Annotated in this window: 12 protein-coding genes; all 12 read right to left on the reverse strand. The window is 75.0% G+C overall.

Annotated features, from left to right (window positions below):
- Positions 1-10: 10 nt before the first annotated feature.
- Positions 11-1,171 (reverse strand): 3-deoxy-7-phosphoheptulonate synthase, encoded by a 1,161-nt coding sequence (locus IAG43_RS30925; RefSeq protein WP_187743958.1) that lies wholly within the window; start codon positions 1,169-1,171, stop codon positions 11-13.
- Positions 1,171-2,574 (reverse strand): DHA2 family efflux MFS transporter permease subunit, encoded by a 1,404-nt coding sequence (locus IAG43_RS30930; RefSeq protein WP_187743959.1) that lies wholly within the window; start codon positions 2,572-2,574, stop codon positions 1,171-1,173. Before IAG43_RS30930 ends, IAG43_RS30925 begins: the two co-directional genes overlap by 1 nt.
- Positions 2,571-12,566, reverse strand: a complete 9,996-nt coding sequence (locus IAG43_RS30935; RefSeq protein WP_187743960.1) for a non-ribosomal peptide synthetase — start codon at positions 12,564-12,566, stop codon at positions 2,571-2,573. Before IAG43_RS30935 ends, IAG43_RS30930 begins: the two co-directional genes overlap by 4 nt.
- A 1-nt stretch (position 12,567) precedes the next feature.
- Positions 12,568-13,353 carry an ABC transporter ATP-binding protein gene (locus tag IAG43_RS30940; protein ID WP_187743961.1) on the reverse strand — a complete coding sequence of 262 codons (786 nt, stop codon included), beginning with the start codon at positions 13,351-13,353 and terminating at the stop codon, positions 12,568-12,570.
- On the reverse strand, positions 13,350-14,291 hold the full coding sequence (locus IAG43_RS30945) for a FecCD family ABC transporter permease (protein ID WP_187744733.1): 942 nt from the start codon (positions 14,289-14,291) through the stop codon (positions 13,350-13,352). Before IAG43_RS30945 ends, IAG43_RS30940 begins: the two co-directional genes overlap by 4 nt.
- Positions 14,292-14,347: 56 nt before the next feature.
- On the reverse strand, positions 14,348-15,352 hold the full coding sequence (locus tag IAG43_RS30950) for a FecCD family ABC transporter permease (protein WP_246574810.1): 1,005 nt from the start codon (positions 15,350-15,352) through the stop codon (positions 14,348-14,350).
- Positions 15,353-15,366: 14 nt separating this feature from the next.
- Positions 15,367-16,383, reverse strand: coding sequence for an ABC transporter substrate-binding protein (locus IAG43_RS30955; protein WP_187743963.1), 1,017 nt, complete (start codon positions 16,381-16,383; stop codon positions 15,367-15,369).
- Between the two features lie 176 nt (positions 16,384-16,559).
- The gene (locus tag IAG43_RS30960; RefSeq protein WP_187743964.1) at positions 16,560-17,408 is read right to left on the reverse strand and encodes a siderophore-interacting protein; all 849 of its coding nucleotides are present in this window, start codon (positions 17,406-17,408) and stop codon (positions 16,560-16,562) included.
- The gene (locus IAG43_RS30965) at positions 17,405-17,644 is read right to left on the reverse strand and encodes a phosphopantetheine-binding protein (protein WP_187743965.1); all 240 of its coding nucleotides are present in this window, start codon (positions 17,642-17,644) and stop codon (positions 17,405-17,407) included. Before IAG43_RS30965 ends, IAG43_RS30960 begins: the two co-directional genes overlap by 4 nt.
- Positions 17,641-18,309, reverse strand: a complete 669-nt coding sequence (locus IAG43_RS30970; RefSeq protein ID WP_187744734.1) for an isochorismatase family protein — start codon at positions 18,307-18,309, stop codon at positions 17,641-17,643. Before IAG43_RS30970 ends, IAG43_RS30965 begins: the two co-directional genes overlap by 4 nt.
- A gap of 5 nt (positions 18,310-18,314) precedes the next feature.
- The gene (locus tag IAG43_RS30975) at positions 18,315-19,922 is read right to left on the reverse strand and encodes a (2,3-dihydroxybenzoyl)adenylate synthase (protein ID WP_187743966.1); all 1,608 of its coding nucleotides are present in this window, start codon (positions 19,920-19,922) and stop codon (positions 18,315-18,317) included.
- Positions 19,919-21,115 carry an isochorismate synthase gene (locus IAG43_RS30980; protein WP_187743967.1) on the reverse strand — a complete coding sequence of 399 codons (1,197 nt, stop codon included), beginning with the start codon at positions 21,113-21,115 and terminating at the stop codon, positions 19,919-19,921. The genes IAG43_RS30975 and IAG43_RS30980 overlap by 4 nt, the downstream gene beginning before the upstream one ends.
- Positions 21,116-21,121 lie beyond the last annotated feature (6 nt).

Genomic DNA, 21,121 nt, shown 5'->3' on the forward strand with positions numbered 1-21,121 from the left:
GCGGGGGCCGTCAGGCCGCACGCCTGCGGGCGGCCTGCGCCAGGGTCTCCAGCAGCGGCACCGTGCGGGTCCAGCCGACGCAGGCGTCGGTGACGCTCAAATCGGGCCTGGGGCGCCCGCCTCCCGGGTCCTGCCGCCCGTCGGCCAGATAGGACTCGATCATGACTCCGGCGAGCGAGCGGTCGCCGTCCGCGATCTGCGCGGCCAGGTCGGCCACCACTCCGGGCTGGCGGTTGTGGTCCTTCCCGCTGTTGCCGTGCGAGGCGTCGACGACGACGCGCTCCGGCAGACCCGCGGCGGCGAGCGCCGCGCGGGCCGCGGCGACACCCGCCCGGTCGTAGTTCGGCACGGGCCCCCCGCGCAGCACCAGATGGGCCGACCGGTTGCCCGTGCTCCGCAGTGTGGTGAGCCGCCCGTCGTAGGAGACGGCGGGCAGGGTGTGGGAGTGGGCGGCGGCCTGGACGGCGGCCACGGCGGTGTCCAGCCTGCCCGAGACGCAGTTCTTCATCCCGACCGGCATCGGCAGCCACGACGCGAGGTGCCGGTGGGGCTGGCTGGCGACGGTCCGGGCGCCGATCGCGCCCCAGGACACCGTGTCCGCGACATAGGGGGCCAGCGCGGGGTCCACGAACTCGTAGGCGAGCGGCAGCCCCGTGGCGACCGCGTCCGTCAGCAGCGACCGGCCGAGGCGCAGGCCGGCGTCGAGGTCGCCCGTCCCGTCGTACTCCGGGGAGTTGAGCAGCCCGGTCCAGCCCGTGACGGTGCGCGGCTTCTCCAGATACGCCCGCAGGACGACGACCAGGTCGTCCTCGAACCGGCGGGCGGCCCCGGCGAGGCGGTCCGCGTACTCCAGGGCGCCCGCCGTGTCGTGGACGGAGCACGGGCCGACGACCACCATCAGCCGCCCGTCCCGCCGGTCGAGGACGTCGCCGACGGTCCGGCGGTGCCGGGCGATCCGCTCGGTGTCGTCGGCCGACAGCGGGAACAGCAGCGCGAGTTCGGCGGGAGAGGGCAGCGGACCCGCCGTGGCGAGATCCGCCGGTGTCGGCAGCGGCTGGACGGCGGTCGGAAGAGCCTGTGAGGAAGGTGCCTGCGAGGAAAGGGCCGGAGATGAAGGGGCCGGAGATGAAGGGGCCTGCGAGGAAAGGGCCTGCGGGGGAAGGGAAGGCATCATGGGTTCCTGACGTTGGTCCGGGGCAGTCGTGACGCCCCGGCGGCGGCGAGGAGACAGAGGGCGGACACCCACCAGAAGGTGTCGGCGAACGCCTGGGAGACGTCCGCGCCGCGGGCGGTGAGCCGGTCCTGGAGCACCACGGCGAGCGCCGCGGTGCCGACCGATCCGCCCACGGTGTTGAGCAGGTTGAGCGCGCTCGCCGCCCGGGGGAGGTGCGCGGGCTCGATGCGGCTGTAGACGATGTTCATGACGGGGGCTCCGATCATGGCCATCCCCGTTCCGCGGACCACGAGCGCCGCGACCACGACGGCGTGCGGCAGATCGTGCCCCAGCTGGGTGAACGGCACGGTGCCGACGAGGATCAGGGCGATCCCGCAGACCACCAGCGTCCGGGGAGCGGCCTTGTCGATGGAGCGGCCGACCAGCACGGACCCGGCCACGGCGCCCAGTCCCTGGGGCGCGAGGAGCAGTCCCGCCTCCCACGCGGTCAGCCCGCGGCCGGTCTGGAAGTACAGGGGCAGCAGGAACGTGGTGCCGAACACGGAGGCGCCGAGGACCACCAGGGACAGTGCGGCGGCGCCGAACGGAGGACGTGTGAAGAGCCGGGGATCGATGAGCGGGGTGGTGCGCGTGCGCAGCCCGTGGACGACGAAGGCGGCCAGCATCAGCACACCCGCCGACACCCCGGTCGCCGCGGCCACCGCGCGTCCCTCGGCGAGTTCGGTCAGCCCGTAGACGAGGACGGCGAGCCCGGGGGAGAGGAGGGCCGCGCCCCGCAGGTCGAACGGCGCCCGCTCCCCGGCGGGCGGGACGCGGGGCACGTAGCGGCGGGCGAGCAGGAGGGCGGCCGCCCCGATCGGGATGTTGACGAGGAACAGCCACTGCCACGACGCCACCGCGAGGAGGGTGCCGCCGGCCAGCGGGCCGAACACGGGGGAGAGCATCGGCACCACCGCGACGATGCTGATCACCTTGCCCGTCCGGCCGGGGCCCGCGATCCGGGCGAGCAGGGCCTGCCCGGTGGCGGGCAGCATCCCGCCCCCGAGTCCCTGGACGATCCGGAACACGATCATGCTCGTCGCGTCCCAGGCGAGGGCGCACAGCAGCGATCCGAACAGGAACAGTCCGATCGCGCCCATCCAGGTGCGCCGCCCGCCCCAGCGTCCGGCCAGCCAGCCGGACGCGGGGACGGCCGCCACCACGGCCAGCAGATAGGCGGTGGACACCCACTGGATCTCGGCGACGGAGGCGCCGAACTCCTCGGCGAGCGTGTCGATGCCGACGCTGACGATGGTGGCGTCGATCGTCGCCATGAACGTGCCGAGGACGAGGATGAACGCGATCCCCAGCAGCCGCCTGTCGACCTTCTGGGCGGCCGGGGCCTGCGTGTCGCCGCTCATCGGCGCTCCACCAGAGCGAGCACGTCCTCGTCCATCGACTCCTCCATCGTGCCCAGCAGTTCGAGGAGTTCGCCGGCGAGCCCGCCGACGTCCACTCCCGCCCGGTGGGCGAGCACTCCGGTCCAGCCGTCCCCGTCCGGCATCACCGTGAGGGTGACCGGATGGTGGGTGGCCTCGCGGAACCGGGTGCCGGTGACCGTCAGCCCCGGTGCGGGCTCCCGCAGGCGGTCCGGGTCGACCGGATAGTTCTCGAACACCACCATGCTGTCGAAGAGCCTGTCGCGTCCCGTGATCCGCTCCAGGTCGTGGAGCGCGACGTGCTGGTGCTCGGCCAGGGCCCGCTGCCCCGCCTGGAGGGCGGTGAGCGACTCCGCGAGGGTGCCGGAGAGCCGGGCGCGCACCGGAACCGTGTTCGCCAGCAGTCCGATGATCTCCTCGACGCCGTCCAGCTCCGGCGGGCGGCAGGCGACCATCGCGCCGAAGCACACGTCCGCGCGTCCCGTCCGCCGTGCGAGCAGCACCGACCAGGCGCCCTGCACCAGGGTGTTGCGGGTCAGCCCGCGCCGGGCGGCCAGACGGCCGAGCCGGTCGACGAGCTCCGCGTCGAAGGCCAGGAGCTCCGGCTCCTGCCAGGACGCCCCCGCCTCGCCGTCGAAGTACCGGCCCTCGGGCAGGCCGTCGAGCTCGGCACCCCAGGCGGCCAGATCGGGCTCGTTGGCCTCGCGCCACTCCAGGTAGCGGGTGAACGGCACCGGCGCCGGCAGGCCGTGGGCCCCACCGCCCGCCCGGGCCGTGTACAGGGCGAACAGCTCGGCGAGCATCCGGGGCGCCGACCAGCCGTCGGACAGCACATGGTGACTGGTCATCACCAGGTCCGCCAGGTCCTCGCCGCGCCGGATGACGGTCAGGCGCAGCAGCGGTCCCTCCGCGAGGTCGAAGCCCTCGGCCAGGTCGGCGGCCAGCACGTCCTCCGCGGGCCCGTCGGTGACGCGGAAGCCGGGCGACGTCCCCTCGGGGACGACCCCGAGGCCGGCCGGGAAGACGGCGCCCAGGTTCGGGTGACGCTCCACCAGGTCGGCTCCCGCCGCCCGCAGCGCGCCGGTGTCGAGCGGCCCCGCGAGGGTGAACGCCGACTGCACGGTGTACGGGTCGGGCCGGTCGGCGCGCGAGTGCCGCAGCATCACCTCCTGGAGCGGGGTGAGCGCCTGCACCTCCCGCACCGGACGGTCCCCGGTCAGCGCCAGGGCCTCCGGAGAGGTGGCGGCGCGCAGCAGTTCGCCCTTCAGCAGCTCGCCGAACTCCTCGACGGCGGCGTCCGGGAAGAGCGCCGCGGGCCAGGTGATCCGGACCCCGAGGGCGTCGTCGCGGACCAGGGCGTTGACCATCAGGGCGTGCGGCAGGGGCAGCACGCCCGAGCCGCCGGAGCCGAGCGGGTCCGCGTCCGGGGGCGCCTGCCACGGCGTCTCCTCGGCGGGAGCGCCGGGGAAGCGGCCGAGGTAGTTCCAGGACACCTCGGGCTCGACCGGGTCGAGCAGCCCCGCCGAGGTGAGGATCCCGTGGCCGAGACCGTCGCCCTGGGCGCGCAGCCGCTGGGCCACGGCGGCCACGTCGTCGGACGGGTCGAGCCGCACCGGGTGCACGGCGGTGAACCAGCCGACGGTCTGCTCCAGGTCGGCCTGCGCCGGGCGGCCGTGGCTCTCCAGGGCCACCAGCAGGCCGTCCGCGCCGCGCCAGGCGTGCACCGCCCGTGCCAGGGCCGTGAGCAGCACGGCGTCCGGTGTGGTGCGGTGGGCGGCGGGCAGCGTGGTGACGAGGGCGCGGGTGGCGTCGGCGGCGACGCGGATCTCGTGGTGCCGGGCGGTGGCCACGGTGTCCCGGGCGGGGTCGAGCGGACCGGCGAGCGCCGTGCCGGCCGTCATCCGCCGCCAGTGCGGCAGCTCCGCGGCGCGGTCGGCCGCGCGCAGGCTCCGGGCCCAGCCGAGGAAGGACTGGCCGTGCCGGGCGAGCGTCCCGCCGCCGTGGACGTGGCGCACGTCGTCGAGGAGCACGCGCCAGGACACGCCGTCGACCACCAGGTGGTGGGCGGCGAGCACGAGGCGGCCGGGCCGCTCACGGCCGGCGTCCACCCACAGGGCGCGCAGCAGGGGCCCGGTGCGCGGGTCCATGGAGTCGCGCACCCCGGCGGTCCAGGAGTCGACCGGTCCGCGCAGGTCGCCGGTGGCCGTGACGCGGGTGAGCACGTCCGCCCCGGTGACCGCGCCGGGCGGCGGGACGCGCAGCACGTCTCCGGCGAGCCGGGCGCGCAGGACGTCGTGGCGGGCCAGCACCGCGTCGAGCACCGCCCGCCAGTCCTGTTCGTCGCCACCCGGCGGAACCGAGACCTCCACCCACTGGCAGAAGCCGTCGGCGGCGGTGCCCGCGCGGCTGAGCAGCCCGCGCATCAGCGGGGTCAGCGGCGCGTCGCCGACCGCGGGCGCCTCGCCCTCGTCGAGGGAACGGGCCCGTGCGGCGATCCCGGCGACGGTCTCCCCCTCGAAGATGTCGCGGGCCTTCAGCCCGAGTCCCAGACGCCGCGCCCGGGACACCACCTGCAGGGCGATGATGCTGTCCCCGCCGATGTCGAAGAAGCCGTCGTCGAGGCCGACGGCGTCGGTGCCGAGGATGTCGCGGAAGACGGAGAGCAGCGCGGCCTCCGCCTCGCCGGCCGGCGCGCGGTGTGCGGCGGACGCGGTCGCCGGGGCGGGCAGCGCGCCCGCGTCCAGCTTGCCGCTGGGGCTCAGCGGCAGCCGGTCGAGTTCCACGAACGCGGTGGGCACCATGTGGTCCGGCAGTTCCGCGGCGAGGAACGACCGTATCGCGGCGGGGTCGGGCCGGGCGCCGTCGGCGGGGATGACGTAGCCGACGAGCCGGTCGTCGCGCAGCACCACGGCACAGGCGCGGACCGCGGGGTGGCGGGTCAGGGCGGACTCGATCTCGCCGAGTTCGACACGGAAGCCGCGCACCTTGATCTGGTGGTCGGCGCGGCCGAGGAAGACCAGCTGCCCGTCGGCACGCCACCGGACGAGGTCGCCGGTGCGGTACATGCGCGTCCCCGCCGGACCGTACGGGTCGGCGACGAAGGCGGCCGAGGTGAGGGCGGGGCGCCCGAGATAGCCGCGGGCCACGCTCGGACCGGCGAGGTACAGCTCGCCGGTGACGCCGGTGCCCACCGGCTGGAGACCGCCGTCGAGGACGTAGGCGCGGACGTTCGGGTCCGGCAGGCCGATAGGCAGCGGCCCCTCGTCGTCGGGGTCGTAGTGCCAGGTGACCGAGTTGATGGTGACCTCGGTCGGGCCGTAGGCGTTGAAGAGCGCCCGGCGGCCCGTGCCCCAGCGCCTGGCCAGCTCGGGGTCGAGGCGCTCGGCGCCCACCACGAAGAACACGTCCGGGGGGACCGTCCGGTCGTCGGGCATGGCGGCGAGGAACGACGGCAGCAGGTTCACTCCGGTGACGCGGTGCTCGGCGATGTAGTCGAGCAGTTCGTCGCCGGGGACGCGCACCTCCTCGGGGGCGATCACGGACGTGCCGCCGGAGAGCAGCGGCACCATCGTCTGCCAGAACGCGACGTCGAAGCTGGTGGACGCGAAATGCAGGTACCGGTCGTCCTCCGTGACCCCGACCACCTCCTCCTGGAGGGCGATCAGGTCGGGCACGCCGCGGTGGGTGACGCCGACGCCCTTGGGGCGGCCGGTGGTTCCCGAGGTGTAGATCACGTAGGCGAGGGCGTCCTCGGGGAGACGCTCCCGCGCCCCCGCCGGATCGGTGTCCGCGGCTGCCGCCAGCGTGTCCGGGTCGTCCAGCCGCAGGACCGGGACGTCCCGGTCGACGGGCGGTTCGGCACCGGTGGACAGCACCGCCGCCGGTGCGATGTCGTCGAACATGAACGCCAGCCGGTCCCGCGGGTACTCCGGGTCCATCGGCACGTACACGGCGCCGGCCTTCGCGACTCCGAACAGCGCCACCGCCATCTCGATGTCGCGTCCGAGCAGCACGGCCACCGGGTCCTGCGGCCGTACGCCCGCGGCGATCAGCGCGTGCGCGACCCGGTTCGCCTCGCGGTCCAGTCCGGCGTAGCTCAGACTGCGGTCCCGGCAGACCAGGGCCTCGGCGCCGGGCCTGCGGGCCACCTGCGCGGCGAACTCGTCCAGCCAGTGCCCTCGCTGACGGGCCGGCAGGTACCGGGTGCCGGTGTGCAGCATCCGGGCGCGCTCCTCCGCGTCCAGCAGGGGGAGCGCGACCACCGGGCGGCCGGGGTCGTCGGTGATCTCGCGGAGCACGTTGTGCAGCCAGCGGCCGTAGGCACGCACCGTCTCCTCGGAGAAGGCGTGCGGCTGGTAGCCGAGCCCCACGGTGATCGCGTCGTCGGGGATCACGATCACGGTCAGCGCGTAGTGGGTGGCGTCGGTGATGTCGACGCCGGTGAGGTCGAGCCCGGGGGAGAGCGGGGTCCGCCGCCTGCTGGAGAGGGGGAAGTTCTCCATCACGAGCATGGTGTCGAAGAGCTCGCCGATGCCGGCCGCCCGCTGGACGGCGGGCAGGCCCACATGGTGGTGCTCGGCCAGCCGGACGCTCTCGGCGTGCACGTGGCCCAGCAGTTCACGGGCGGTCAGGTCCTGGGAGAAGCGGACGCGCACCGGGATCGTGGTGCCGAGCTGGCCGATCATCGACTCGACGCCGTCCACCTCGGCGGGACGCCCCGACACCGGGCAGCCGAACACGACATCGCGACGGCCGGTCAGCCTGCCGAGCAGCACACCCCACGCCGTCTGGAGGACGGTGGTCAGGGTGACGCCCCGCTCCCGCGCGAAGGCGCGCAGCCGGTCGCTGAACTCACGGCCGAGGGGCACGGTCACCCGGCCGGGCCGTTCGACGGCGCCGCCGGTGCTCGCCGGGGCCAGCCGGGTGGCGTCGTCGACCCCGGCCAGCGCCTGGCGCCAGGCGTCCAGGGACTCCTGGCCGTCCCGCTCCGCCAGCCACCGGAAGTACTCCGACAGCGGCGGCGGGCCGACGACGGGGGGACCGCCGCCCAGCTCCGCGTAGAGGCCGAGCAGGGCCCGGCCGACGAGCGGCATGGACCAGCCGTCCAGCAGGGCGTGGTGGTTGGTGATGGCGAGCTTGTGCTCCTGGGGCCCCGTCCGGGAGAGCAGGAACCGGATGAGCGGCGGACGCGCGGGGTCGAAGGGGCGCGCCAGCTCGGCGCGGGCGGCCGCCTCGAAGTCGTCGTCGTGCCGCCAGTCGAGCGCCACGTCCTCGGGCACCACCTGCACCACCTCGTCCCCCGACTGGGCGAGGTACACCCGCAGCGCGGGGTGTCGGCGCAGCAGTTCGCGGGCGGCACGCCGCATGCGCTCGGGGTCGAGCTCGCCCGAGAGCGTGGTGACGGCCTGGACGACGTACACGTCGGTGTCGTCCTCGTCGCGCACGAGCGTGTGGAACGAGAGCCCGACCTGGAGCGGGGTGGCCGGCAGCACGTCGGAGATCCGGCCGTCGGCGGCCTCCTCCAGGGCGTCGATGGCGTGCTGGTCCAGCCCGGTGAAGGGCAGGTCGGAGGGGCTGAGCCCACCGGGGCCGTCGAGCGCGTGGGCGGCCAGGGTCCGAAGGGCCGCCTCCCAGGCGGCCTGGAGGCCCGCCACGGCGTCGGCGCCCAGGACCCCGGAGGCGGCGGTCCACTCGACGGCGAGCCGGGGCTCGCCCTCCTCGTGGACGAAGCAGTTCAGCGCGAGGACCTGCTCCAGCGCCTTGCCGCCGGGCTCGATGACCGAGAACGGGTCCCGCTCGGGCAGGCTCCAGTCGCCTCCCGGCAGCGGGGAGAAGCGGCCGAGGTAGTTCAGCAGCACGTCCGGGGGCGGCGTCGCCGCGAGCGACGGCCCGGCCTCCGGGTCGAGATGGCGCAGCACCCCGTAGCCGATGCCGCCGTCGGGGACGGCCCGCTTGGCCTCCTTCGCGGCGCGCACCAGCTGCCGCACCCCGGCCTCCCCGCCGGTCTCGACGCGCACCGGGTACTCGCCGGTGAACCAGCCGACGGTGCGTGCCAGATCGAGGTGCTCACGGCCGTGGCCCTCCATCGTGACCGTCACCGCGTCACCGGACACGCCCCAGGTGCGCAGCGTCAGCACCAGCGCCGCCAGCAGCACCTCGTCGGCGCCCGCACGGTACGCGGCCGGCAGCGTGGTCAGCAGCGCACGGGTGACGTCGGCGGGCGCGACGGTCACGGAACGCAGCGCCGTGGAGACCGTGTCCCGCTTCTGGTCCAGCGGCCGTTCGCCGAGCCGGGGCGAGGCGGCGAGGGCCGCGCGCCAGTGCCCGAGTTCGTCCCTGCGCGCTCCCGACCTGCCCTGGTCGGCCAGGAGTTCGGCGTGCCGGCGCCAGGAGGCGCCCCGCGGCGGGAGCTCGCCGCCCGCGCACGCCGTGCGCAGGTCGGGCAGGAGCAGACGCCACGACACCCCGTCCACGGCGAGGTGGTGGACGACCACCACGATCCGGTCGGGCGAGCCGTCCCCGGAGCGGAGCAGCGCCACCCGCAGCAGGTCCCCGCCGCACGGGTCGAGTTCACCGGCGAGACGCTCCGCCACGGCGGCCTCGTCCTCGCCCGCGCACTCCGTGACGACCGCCGCGACGGCGCCGCGGGGCAGCACCTCCAGCGAGCCGTCCGCGCCGGACCGCAGCCGCAGCGCGTCGTGGTGGTCGAGCACGGTGCGCACACCGCCGGCCAGCGCGGCGAGCGCCGGCGCCTCGGACACGCGCACCGCCGTCCACTGCGCGTAGCCGGCCACCACGGCGATGTCGGGATGAGGATCGAGCAGCGCGCGCACGATGGGCGGCGCGGACACCGGACCCGTCGGCTCGTCCAGGGGCTCGGCCGCGTCCGCCGGCAGCGCCGCCGACGCGGCGAGCGAGGCGAAGCTGCGCCGCGCCAGCAGGTCGCGGGGGCGCAGCTCCAGCCCCCTGGCACGCAGGCGGCTGCTCACGGTGATCGCGGTGATGCTGTCGCCGCCCAGGGCGAACCAGTCGTCGTCCACACCGACGCGCTCGACCTCGAACACCTCGGCGAGCACGGCGCACAGCAGCCGCTCCCGCTCGGTGCGCGGCTCGCGCCCGCCGCCCTGCACCGACGGCGCGGGGAGCGCGGCGCGGTCCAGCTTGCCGTTGGGGGTCACCGGCAGCGCGTCGAGGACGACGACCGCCGCGGGCACCATGTGGTCGGGCAGGCGGCCGGCCAGCGCGGCACGGACCTCCTCGCCCGGGACCGAGGCGGAGACGACGTACCCGACGAGCCGGGACGAGCGGATCGCGGCGGCCGCCGCGGTGACTCCCGGCACCGCGGCGAGCGCCGCCTCCACCTCGCCGGTCTCGACCCGGTGGCCGCGGATCTTCACCTGGCCGTCGCCGCGGCCCAGGTAGACCAGGCCCCGGCCCGGCGTCCAGCTCGCACGGTCGCCGGTGCGGTACATCCGTCCGCCGGGCGGGCCGAACGGGTCGGCGAGGAACCGCTCCGCGGTCGCACCCGGCATGCCGAGGTACCCGCGCGCCAGGTGCGGACCCGCGAGGTAGAGCTCGCCGGCCGTCCCGTGGGGCACGGGCTGCAGCGCGGCGTCGAGGAGGTACACGCGGGTGCCGGCCAGCGGCGTGCCGATCGTCGGCTCCTCGCCCGAGACGAGGGCGGCGGTGCTGGTGACGCTGGCCTCGGTCGGGCCGTACATGTTGCGTGCCGTGACGCCCGACGCGGCGACCCGCCGCCAGAGCGCGGGCCCGGTCGCCTCGCCGCCGAGGACGAGCAGCGCGGGCGCGAGGTCCGTCAGTCCGCCGTCGAGCAGGGGGACGGCCATGGACGGCGTGGTGTCCACGATGTCGATGCCGTCGCGCCGGAACGCGGCCAGCAGGGCGTCGGCGTCGCGGGTCGTGTCGGCGTCGTAGACGTGCAGTTCGTGGCCGCAGAGCAGCCAGACCAGGTGCTCGAAGGCGGAGTCGAAGGCGAACGAGTAGGTGTGGGCGGCGCGCAGCGGCCGGTCGCGGGTGGCCGCGGCGTCGGCGACGGCCGTGTGCCGCTGGTGGTGCAGCAGCGCCGCGAGTCCGCCGACGCGTCCGAGGACGCCCTTGGGCCGGCCGGTGGAGCCGGAGGTGTGGATGACGTAGGCGAGGTGGTCCGGGTGCCGGGGCGCGGCGAGTTCGGCCGCGGTCAGCGGGGCCGCGGACAGGCCCTCCGCCTCCGCGAGCAGCTCCGTCCAGGGCAGCCCGTCGACGGGCGCGTACCCGGCGCCGTCGGTGACGACCAGGACCGGGCGGGTGTCGTCGACGAGCTCCCGCAGCCGCCGCGCCGGGTGTGCGGCGTCCAGCGGCAGGAACGCGGCCCCGGCGTCCATCACGGCGAGCTGGGCCACGACCGCGTCGGCGGAGCGGGGCAGCGCCAGGGCGACCACGTCGTCGCACCCGATGCCGCGGGCGCGCAGGGCGCGGGCCAGCCGGTGCACCCGGCCGGCCAGTTCGCCGGCGGTCAGCCGTACGCCGCCGCAGACCAGGACGGTGCGCCCGCCATGGGCGTCGGCCAGGGCGCCGAGGGCCGCCGGCACGGTGGACGGCTCGCCGGGCAGGGCGGGCGGGGACCAGGCGGCGAGGACCGCCTCGGGGTCGGCGGCGAGGGCGACGGCGCCGACCCGGAGTCCGGCGACGAGCCCGGCGAGCAGGGCCCGCAGACCGGCGAGTTTCGCGTCCACGCCGGCCTGGCCGCCGCTGCGCGCGTCCACCTCGAAGCCGAGCAGCAGGCCGCCGTCGCGGGTCGGCAGGACACTGAGCCCCATGTCCTCCGGCGGGCCGCCGGCGACGTTGCGCATCGTGCCGGTGGCGCCGGCGAAGTCGATGGCGAGGTCGAACGCCTTGAGGTTGATGCCCCGCCCGTGCAGCAGCGCCCCCGCGCCGGGCACGCCCAGGTCCCGCGGCAGGTCCTCGCCCCGGTAGCGCTGGTGTGCGCGCATCTCGCGCATGGCGGCCGCAACGCGGCGGCCGAGGTCGCCGAGACCGTCGCCGGACCGGACCTCGACCCGCAGCGGGAGCACGTTGACGGCCATGGACGGGGTGCGCAGTTCGGCCGAGCCGGTGCGGCACATCAGCGGCAGGGCGAACACCACGTCCGTCCGGCCCAGGGTGCGGTGCAGGAACGCGGCGTAGACGGCGATCAGCGCCTCGCCCCAGCTCACCCCCTCGCGCTCGGCGAAGGCGCGCAGCAGGGCCGTCTCCTCGGCGGTGACGACGGCGCGGGCGGTCACGGTCCGCTCGGGCGGCCCGGCGGCGGCGTCGGCCTCGCCGAGGTCGGGCAGCGGCGTGAACCGTTCGACCCAGTAGGCGCGGTCCTCGGCGAAGCGGTCGCCCTCGCGGTAGGCGAGGTCGGCGGCGACGACGCCGCCGAAGTCGCCGAACGACGCCGCCGGCGGCTCGGTGCCGCGCACGAGGGCCGTGTAGCGGGCGGCCGTGCGGCGCGCGAGCATCGCGGCGGTGTAGCCGTCGAACACCAGGTGGTGCCCGAGCTGGGTGTACCAGACCTCGCGGTCGGAGAGCCGGATCACGGTCCGGGAGTACAGCGGCCGGTCGACCATGCCCCGGCACGCCTCGCCGGTCGCGGCCCGCTCGGCGGCGACCAGGGCGTGGGCGGCGGCGACCGGGTCGCTCTCGCCGCTCACGTCGACCACCCGCGGCAGGGCGACGGGCTCGTCGGACACCGACTGGCGCGGCCCGTCCGGGGTGGCGTGCACCCGCAGCCGCAGGGTCTCGGCCTCCTCGGTGGTGGCCCGGACCGCCTCGGCCAGCGCTCCGGCGTCGACCGGGCCGTCGCCGGATATCTCCACGACGTCGCCGACCGTGTAGTACGGCGAGTCCGGTTCGAGGCGCTGTGCGTTCCAGATGCCCGTCTGGGCGCCGGTGAGGGGGAGCAGTCCGTGCGAGGACCCGCTTGCGGTGCTCAACTCACTCTCCTTGCTGTGTGGGGACGACCATCGGCGTGCCGGTGACCGGGTCGGGGACGATGACGCTCGGCAGGTCGAACACGTCCTTGACGAGGGCGGTGTCGACGGTGCCGGCCGGCGCGCCCTCGGCGACGACGCGTCCGTCCTTCATGGCGATCAGGTGGTCGGCGAACCGGCACGCCTGGTTGATGTCGTGGAGCACGGCGATGACGGTGCGGCCCTCGTCGCGGAGCCGGGTGAGCAGGCCGAGCAGCTGGTACTGGTGGGTGATGTCCAGGAACGAGGTGGGTTCGTCGAGCAGCAGGTAGGGCGTCTCCTGGGCCAGGACCATGGCGATCCAGACCCGCTGGCGCTGGCCTCCGGAGAGCTCCTGGACGTGCCGGTCGGCGAGGTCGGTGACGCCCGCCGCCTCCATCGCCGCGGTGACCGCCTTCTCGTCGGCGGGCGACCAGAGGGCGAACACGCCCTGGTGGGGGAAGCGGCCCCGGCCGACCAGCTGACGGACCCGGATGTCCTCGGGGGCCTGCGGGTCCTGGGGCAGGAAGCCGAGCTCGCGGGCGAGCTCCTTGTTCCGGTAGCCGCCGACCTCCCGGCCGTCGAGTTCGACGCTGCCGGCGTCGGGGGCCAGCAGCCGCACGAACGCCCGCAGCAGGGTGGACTTGCCGCAGCCGTTGGGGCCCACGACGGCGGTGAACGCGCCGTCGGGGACGTCGACGCTCAGCCCGGTGGACACCACCCGGTCTCCGTAGCGCAGGGTGATGTCCCGCGCCCTCAGGCGTGCGGTCACGCTCGCCTCACTTCCTTGGTCAGCAGCCAGATCAGGTAGCAGCCGCCGATCGCGGTGCTCACCACGCCGACGGGCAGTGCGACGGGCGCGAGCAGCATCTGGGCGATCAGGTCGGCGCCGAGGAGCAGCAGGGCTCCGGTGAGCGCGGCGGGCAGCAGGGGCACACCGGCCGCGCCGGCGAGCCGGCGGCCGATCTGCGGGGCGGCGAGCGCGATGAAGACGACGGGACCGGCCACGGCGGTGACGGTGGCGGTGCAGCCGACGCCGACGAACACCATCAGCAGGCGCAGCCGGTCGAGTCCGACACCGGTCGTCACGGCGATCGCGTCGCCGAGCGCGGCCTGGTGCACGGAGTGCGCCGCCAGGGTGATGAGCAGCAGGAGCACGCAGATGATCACGAACGGGATCGTGAGGTCGTCCCACCCGATGCCGTTGAGGGACCCGGCGCTCCAGCCGACGGCCGCGATCGCCACCTCCAGCTCGGCCCGCAGCACGATCCAGGAGTTGAACGCGGTCACCATGGCGTTGATCGCGATGCCGATGACGACCAGGCGCATCCCGGAGAAACCGCGGTCGAACGCGAGGAAGTAGATCGCGGCGGCGACGGAGAGGCCGCCGACGACCGAGCCGGCGGCCAGTTGCGCGGAGGTGCCGGAGAGCACGGTCAGCGCGACCAGCGCGCCCGTGTAGGCGCCCGCGTCGAGCCCGATGACGTCCGGGCTGCCCATGGGGTTGCGGGTGATGTTCTGGAAGATCGCCCCGGCGACGCCGAGCGCGGCGCCGAAGACGAGCCCGGCGAGCACGCGCGGCAGCCGCCAGTCGAGGATCACCACGGACGTGTCGGCGCCGCTCAGCACGGCGAACACCTCGCCGGGGGTCGCCCACGTCGCTCCGTAGCAGAGTCCGAGCAGGCCGAGGCCGAGCAGCAGGGCGGTCATCACCGCGACGAGCACCAGGGTGCGGCGCTCCGTGCGCAGGGTGTACGCGGTCGCGGTCACAGCGATCCCGTCCCGAAGCGCCGGACGGCCCAGATCAGCATCGGACCGCCGAGGAAGGCGGTGACGATGGCGACCGGCACCTCGCCGGTGGGGAGCAGGACCCGCGAGCAGACGTCGGCGACCAGCAGCAGCACCGGGCCGAGGACCGTGCTGTAGAGGACCAGCCAGGGCACCGAACCGCCGGCGGCTCTGCGGACGAGATGGGGCACGATCAGTCCTACGAAGAGAATGGGTCCGGCGACCGCGGTCGCCGCGGCGCAGAGCACGGTGATCAGCACGAGCACGGCGGCCCGCACCCGGTTGACGCCGGCGCCGAGGGTGTGGGCGACGGTCTCGCCGAGCGACAGCACGTTGAGGGTGCGGCTGAGCACCAGCGCCGCGCCGAGACAGCAGACGATCGCCGTCAGGGGCAGTGCCAGGGGCGCCTGTTCACGGGCGGCGAGCGAGCCGACGGACCAGAAGCGGTAGAGGTCGAAGGTGTCCGGGAGCATCAGCCGCAGCCCCAGCGAGACACCGCTGAGCACCGCGGTCAGCGCGACGCCGGTGAGGACGAGCCGCAGGGGCGAGCGCCGGCCGACGGCGGCGACCAGCAGGGCGGCGACCACCGATCCGGCCACCGCGAAGCCGAGTTGGCCGGCCTGTCCGGAGGCCAGGCCGAGTGCGGAGCCGATGGTGATCGCGAACCCGGCACCCGCGGTGACCCCGAGGATGCCCGGTTCCGCCAGCGGGTTGCGGGCCAGCGTCTGGATCAGGGCTCCGGAGACGGCGAGTGCCGCGCCGACCGCGACGGCCAGCAGCGCGCGGGGCGCCCGGACGTCGCGGACGATCACATGGTCGTCGGTGCCCTGGAAGTCCACCAGTGCCCGCACGACCTCGCCGGGCGCGATGGAGCGGGCGCCGACGCCGATGCTGAGCACGGCGACCGCTCCGAGGAGCACCAGTCCGCCGGCGAGCAGGGCGGTCCGCGGAACGGACCGCCCGGCTTCCTTCACCCCGGACACGTGGCCGGCCGCGCTCACTGCTTCAGCAGCGGCGCGAGGGCCTCGTCGATCGCGTCCAGCGTCTTCATGGCCTGCCCGTAGGAGGCGGCCTCGGTGTAGCGGATCGCGAAGGTCTTCTTCGCCTTCACGGCGGGCAGGTTGGCCCAGAGCTTCGAGTCGAGCACGTACTTCACCGCCTCGGGGACCGAGCCGTCGGCCTGCACCGAGTACGTGATGACGTCGGCCTCGCCGAGGGACTCGGGAAGTTCCTCGATGGACGGGTACTCGCTGACGGACTTGGAGCCCGGTCCGGGCTCCTTGACCTTGCCGTAGTAGACCGCGCCGAGGTCCTCGATGATGTTGGAGCCCCACGAACCGCTGAATTCCCGCTGGAAGTTGCCCTTGGCGACCTCGCCGTAGGCGCCGACGTGGCCGGCCTTCAGCTGGGGGAGCACGTCCTTGTACTTGGCGGCCAGCTCGGCGGCCTTGGCCTCGTACGCGGCCTTGCGGGTGTCGAACTCGCCGAGCGCGCCGGCCGCGTCGGCCTGCTTGCGGGAGAGGTCGCGCCAGGCCGAGGGCACGGTCGGGCCGATCGCGACGACGGGGGCGATGGTCTCCAGGCGCTTGACGTCCACGTCGGCGAGGACCGGGGCCGGCACGCCGATGACGATGAGGTCGGGCTCGGCGGCCGCGATGGCCTCGTAGTTGGTCTCGGTGGCCAGCTCGCCGGCGACCTTGGTGAGCTTCTTGTAGGTGGCGAGGTCCTCGTCGCTCATCAGCGGCTCGCCGCGCTTCCACGAGGAGATGCCGACGAGCGGCGCGTCGGCCTCGATCAGGGCCGGCACGGCGTAGCCGGTGGCGACGATCCGCTGCGGGGCGGCCGGGATGGTGATCTTGCCGTTGTCGGCCTCGAACACCCGGGTCTTGCTGCCGGACTTGGCGGAGTCCGAGCCCGTCTCCCCCTTGTCCCCGTCGGACGAGGAACCGCATCCGGTCAGGGCCACGGCCAGGGCCAGGGCTCCGACGAGGACGGACGGTCTGCGTATGGACATGCGCTGCTCCTCATGCTCTTTCTGAATTAGGTAAGGCTTACCTTAGTGGAAGATTCCGGCTCCCGGGACCACCCGTCCGCCTGCCGGTACGGACTCCCCGCCGGACGCCGACTCCCGTGCGCCCGCTCTGCTCTGACGGAACGTCACGATGGCGGGTGCACGCGCCCGGCCACCGGTCAGTCGTCCTCGTCGAAGTCGGCGACCCCGACCTTCCAGTAGCCGGTGATGTCGTGATCGGCGCGGTCCAGGCCCAGTTCCTCCCGGACCCAGCGGCGGAGCGGCTTGAGCTGTCCCGCCTCACCCGCCGCCCACACGTAGACGCGCTCGCCCGCCGGGACGCGCACCCCCGTCACGGCCGCCGCCAGCAGGTCACCGGTCCCCGCCGGGCGGTCGCCCCGGTGCAGCCAGTGCACCTCGAAGCCGTCCGGCGCCGACAGGCCGATCTCCTCCCCGGCGTCGCCCACTTCGGCGAAGACCCAGCCGCGGGCGTCCCGCGGGAGTTCCTCCAGCCACCGCGCCATCGCCGGCAGGGCCGTGATGTCACCGGCCAGCAGATAGCGGTCGTAGGCGTGCGGCACGATCAGACCGCCGGGGGGCCCCGCCACGTGCACCACGGCACCCGGCTTCGCCGCCAGCGCCCAGTCCGAGGCGAGACCGCCCGGGTGCGCGGCCACGTCGATGTCGAGCTCGCCGGTGGCGGGGTCGTAGCGGCGGACCGTGTACTCCCGCGAGGTGGGAGCAGGACGCGGCCACTTCAGCATCGCCCCGTTGGGCTCGGGCAGCCGCAGGGAACCGTCCGGCTCCCGGAAGACCAGTTTCACGTGCTCGTCCGGCGCGTGCGCCTCGAAGCCCTCGGTGCCCGGCCCGCCCAGGGTGACGCGGAGCAGCCCGCCGCCGATCCACGTGGTGCGCACCACCTCGGTCTCCCGCACGCGGATCGGGTAGCCCACCTTCTCGGGCACCCGCCCCGCGCGGACCTCCGCGATCCGCTCCAGATGCCGGTGCCGGTGATCGACGCGCGTCACGCGGCCGCTCCCGTGACGAGTTCGGTCCAGCGGCCCAGTTCCGGCTGCTCGGCGAGGTCGGGGAACTCCAGGGACGGGGCGCCGTCCGAGCGCCACCGCTCGACCAGCGTCATGATGCGCATCGAGTCCAGCCCCAGGTCGAGCAGGTTGTCGTCCGGCGCGATCGCGCCGGGCTCGCAGCCCAGCAGCTCGGCGACGTCGGCACGGACGCGTTCGGGGGTGAGCGGGGCGGTCATCGGCTGGCTCCTGCGGGGATCGGCTCGGACAGCGCGGTCAGCGCGTCGGCGGTGGTGGTCACGACGCCGCACCTCTGCGCGACGTACTCGCACGCCTGGTCGTGGCGGTCACGGGAGAAGTCGGCGACCGCGTCGGCCACCAGGAAGGGCTGCACATCGCGCATGAACGCCTCGACGGCCGTCGCCTGGCAGCCGATGTGCGCGTACACGCCGGTGATCAGCAGCTGGTCGCGCCCGAGCGCGGCGAGCTGCTCGGCGAAGGTGCTGCGCTGGAACGCGCTGTAGCGCCATTTGACGAGGACGGTGTCGCCGGCCTCCGGGGCGAGGTCGCCGACGACGTCGGCGGCCCCCGGGTCCGCGTCGATGACCCTGCCGATCCCGTCGCCCCAGAACTCGGTCAGCAGCCCCCGGTCGGCGGGGTCCTGCCTGCCGGGCTGCGCGGTGTAGAACACCGGGACGTCCCGCTCCCTGGCCAGCCGGAGCAGCCGCCCGATGTTCGCCGTCACCTCCGGCACCGGCGCCCCGGCGTACGGCGCCAGGAAGTAGCGCTGCATGTCGTGCACGAGCAGAGCCGCGCGGGCCGGGTCCGGCCGCCACCGCACCCGGCCGGCGGGCAGTTCACCGGCCTCGGGGAGGGCGTAGGGCCGGATCTCGGGCAGGGACACTCTCATCACTCCTTTCGCGCGAGGGCGGCCAGCGCCACCCTCAGCTCGCGCTTGCTGGTCTTGCCGACACCGGTCACCGGGAACTCGGCGACCACCTGCACCAGGTCCGGCACCTTGAACGCGGCCACGCCGCGTCCGCGGACGAAGGACCGCAGTTCCGGGCCGGTCGGCTCGGCTCCCGCCGCAGGCACCACGTAGGCGCAGGTCCGTTCGCCCAGATAGGCGTCGGGCACGGCCACCACGGCCGCGTCCAGGACGCCCGGATGGGCCATCAGATGGTTCTCGACCTCCTCGGCCGCCACCTTCTCCCCGCCCCGGTTGATCTGCTCCTTGGCCCGGCCGACCACTTCGAGCTGACCGCCCGGCGCGCGCCGGACCAGGTCGCCCGTCCGGTAGAAGCCGTCCGCGGTGAACGCCGTGGCGTTGTGCTCCTCGGCCCGGTAGTAGCCCCGGATCGTGTAGGGCCCCCGGGTCAGCAGCGCGCCGGGCTCGCCGTCGGGCACGTCCGCCCCGGTGTCCGGGTCGACGACGCGGACCTCGTCGTCGAGGGAGATCGGGCGGCCCTGGGTCGTCAGCACGGTCTCGTCGGGGTCGTCCAGCCGCGTGTAGCAGACCAGCCCCTCGGCCATGCCGAACACCTGCTGGAGACGGCAGCCCAGCGCCGGACCGATGCGTTCGGCCAGCTCGCGCCCGCACTTGGCGCCGCCGACGAGCAGCACCTCCAGCGAGGACAGGTCGCGTGCGGTGCGTCCCGCGGCCTGCACCCAGGCCGCGGCGAGCGGCGGGACCACCCCGGTGATCGTGACGCCTTCGGCCTCGATCAGCCGGAACGCGGTGTCCGCGTCGGGACGCGGGGCCATGACCACGGCGGCGCCCGCGTGCAGCGCGCCGAGCACACCGGGGGAGCTGAGCGGGAAGTTGTGGGCGACCGGCAGGGCCGCGAGGTACACGCTGTCCGGCCGCAGGGCGCAGATCCTGGCGCTCTCCCGGACGCTGTACAGGTAGTCGTCGTGGGTGCGCGGGATGAGTTTGGGCAGACCGGTGCTCCCGCCGGACAGCTGGAGGAAGGCCACGCCCGCCGGGTCGGGGTCGGGCAGTTCGCGCGGCGCCGTCCGGGCCAGGTCGTCGAACTCCTCGGAGCCCACCACCAGTACGCGGCGCACGGAGTCGCACTCCGCGGCGACCTCGCGCGCCGTCGCCGCGTGGTCGTGGCGCTCGTGGACGCCGACCGTGACGATCGCGGCCGCCTCGCTCTGCTCCGCGAAGTGCCGCAGCTCGGTGCCGCGGTGCGCAGGCAGCGCGAAGACGGGCAGCACCCCGGCCCGCCACATCCCGAAGACCACGGGCAGGAACTCGGGGATGTTGGGCAGCTGGAGGACGGCGCGTTCCCCGGGGAGGAGACCGGCGTCGAGCAGGCCGGCCGCGATCCGGTGGGCCCGCTCGTCGAGCTCGGCGTAGGTCCACCGGACCTCCCCGCCCACGACGGCGGTCCGCTCCGGGTACGCCGCGGCGAGCGAGGTGAGCAGTGCGCCGAAGGTCTGTCCACGCCAGTGGCCGGCCGCGCGGTAGCGTGCGGCGGTCTCCGGCGGCCAGGGCACGTGACCGGTGGTCATACCCGCTCCTCCAGACCCAGCGCACGCAGCAGCGTGCGGAACTTGGCGCTCGTCTCGGCCAGTTCGGCCGCGGGGTCGGACCCGGCGACGATCCCGGCACCGGCGTACAGCCGCACCGTGCGGTCGCTGACCTCCGCGCTGCGGATCGTCACCGCCCACTCGCCGTCGCCGCCGGCGCCGTTCCAGCCGACCATGCCGGCGTAGTAGCCGCGGTCCTCCGGCTCCAGCCGGGCGATGGCCTCGGCCGCCGCGCCCGCGGGCACACCGCAGACCGCGGGCGTCGGGTGGAGGGCCTCGGCCAGGCCGAGTGAGGAGCACGCGGGATCGTCGGGCGCCGCGAGCCGGCCGGTGATCCGGGTGGACAGGTGCCACATCGTCGGGGTGCCGATCACCTCGGGCCCGTCCGGCACGTCGAGGTCGGTGCAGAACCGGCCGAGCACGTCGGCGACCTGCCCCGCGGTGTGGGCGTGTTCGCCCAGGTCCTTCACGGACTCCCGCAGCCGGGCGATCCGTTCCCGGTCCACCGCCTCGTCGCCCGAACGGGGCGCGGAGCCGGCCAGCGGGTTGGCCACCACGGTCGCCCCGCGGCGCGAGACCAGCAGTTCGGGGCTGGCGCCGACCAGGGTGCGCGGGGCCGGGTCGCCCGCGGCGGTCACGTCGGCGGCGAACCCGTACGCGGCGGGGTTCGCGCGCACCAGGCGCGCCAGCAGGGCGGGCACCCACACGGGCGTGTCCGCGGTCGCCTCGACGCAGCGGGCCAGCACGACCTTGTCCAGCTCGCCGCGCCCGATGAGTTCCAGCGCGCTGCGCACGGCGTCGGCGTAGCGCTCGGGCTCGGGCCGGGGTCTGAGCGACCAGGCCGCGCCCGTCTCCGCCTCGGGCGCGCGGACGTCGGCGGGGGCGCCGGCCCGCCGGACGACGGACGGGACGACCAGGCCGGACTCCGACCCGGGCCGGAATCCGACGGCCCCGGCGACGACCGGGTCAGGGACCCCGGCCGCGGCCGCTGCCGCGAGGGCGGCGGCCGCGCCCCGGGCGTGGGAGCCGTTCTCCGGCTGGACCCTGGAGTGGACGCCGTCGGCGAGCAGGGTGCCGCGCGGGGAGGAGAAGTAGAAGGAGCCGGGCAGATAGGCGGCCAGCAGATCGGCGGCCCGGTGCACGGGCCGCGGGCGCTCCACGGCGGATATGGTCACGTCAAC

The organism is Streptomyces genisteinicus (assembly GCF_014489615.1).
Classification (GTDB): Bacteria; Actinomycetota; Actinomycetes; order Streptomycetales; family Streptomycetaceae; genus Streptomyces; species Streptomyces genisteinicus.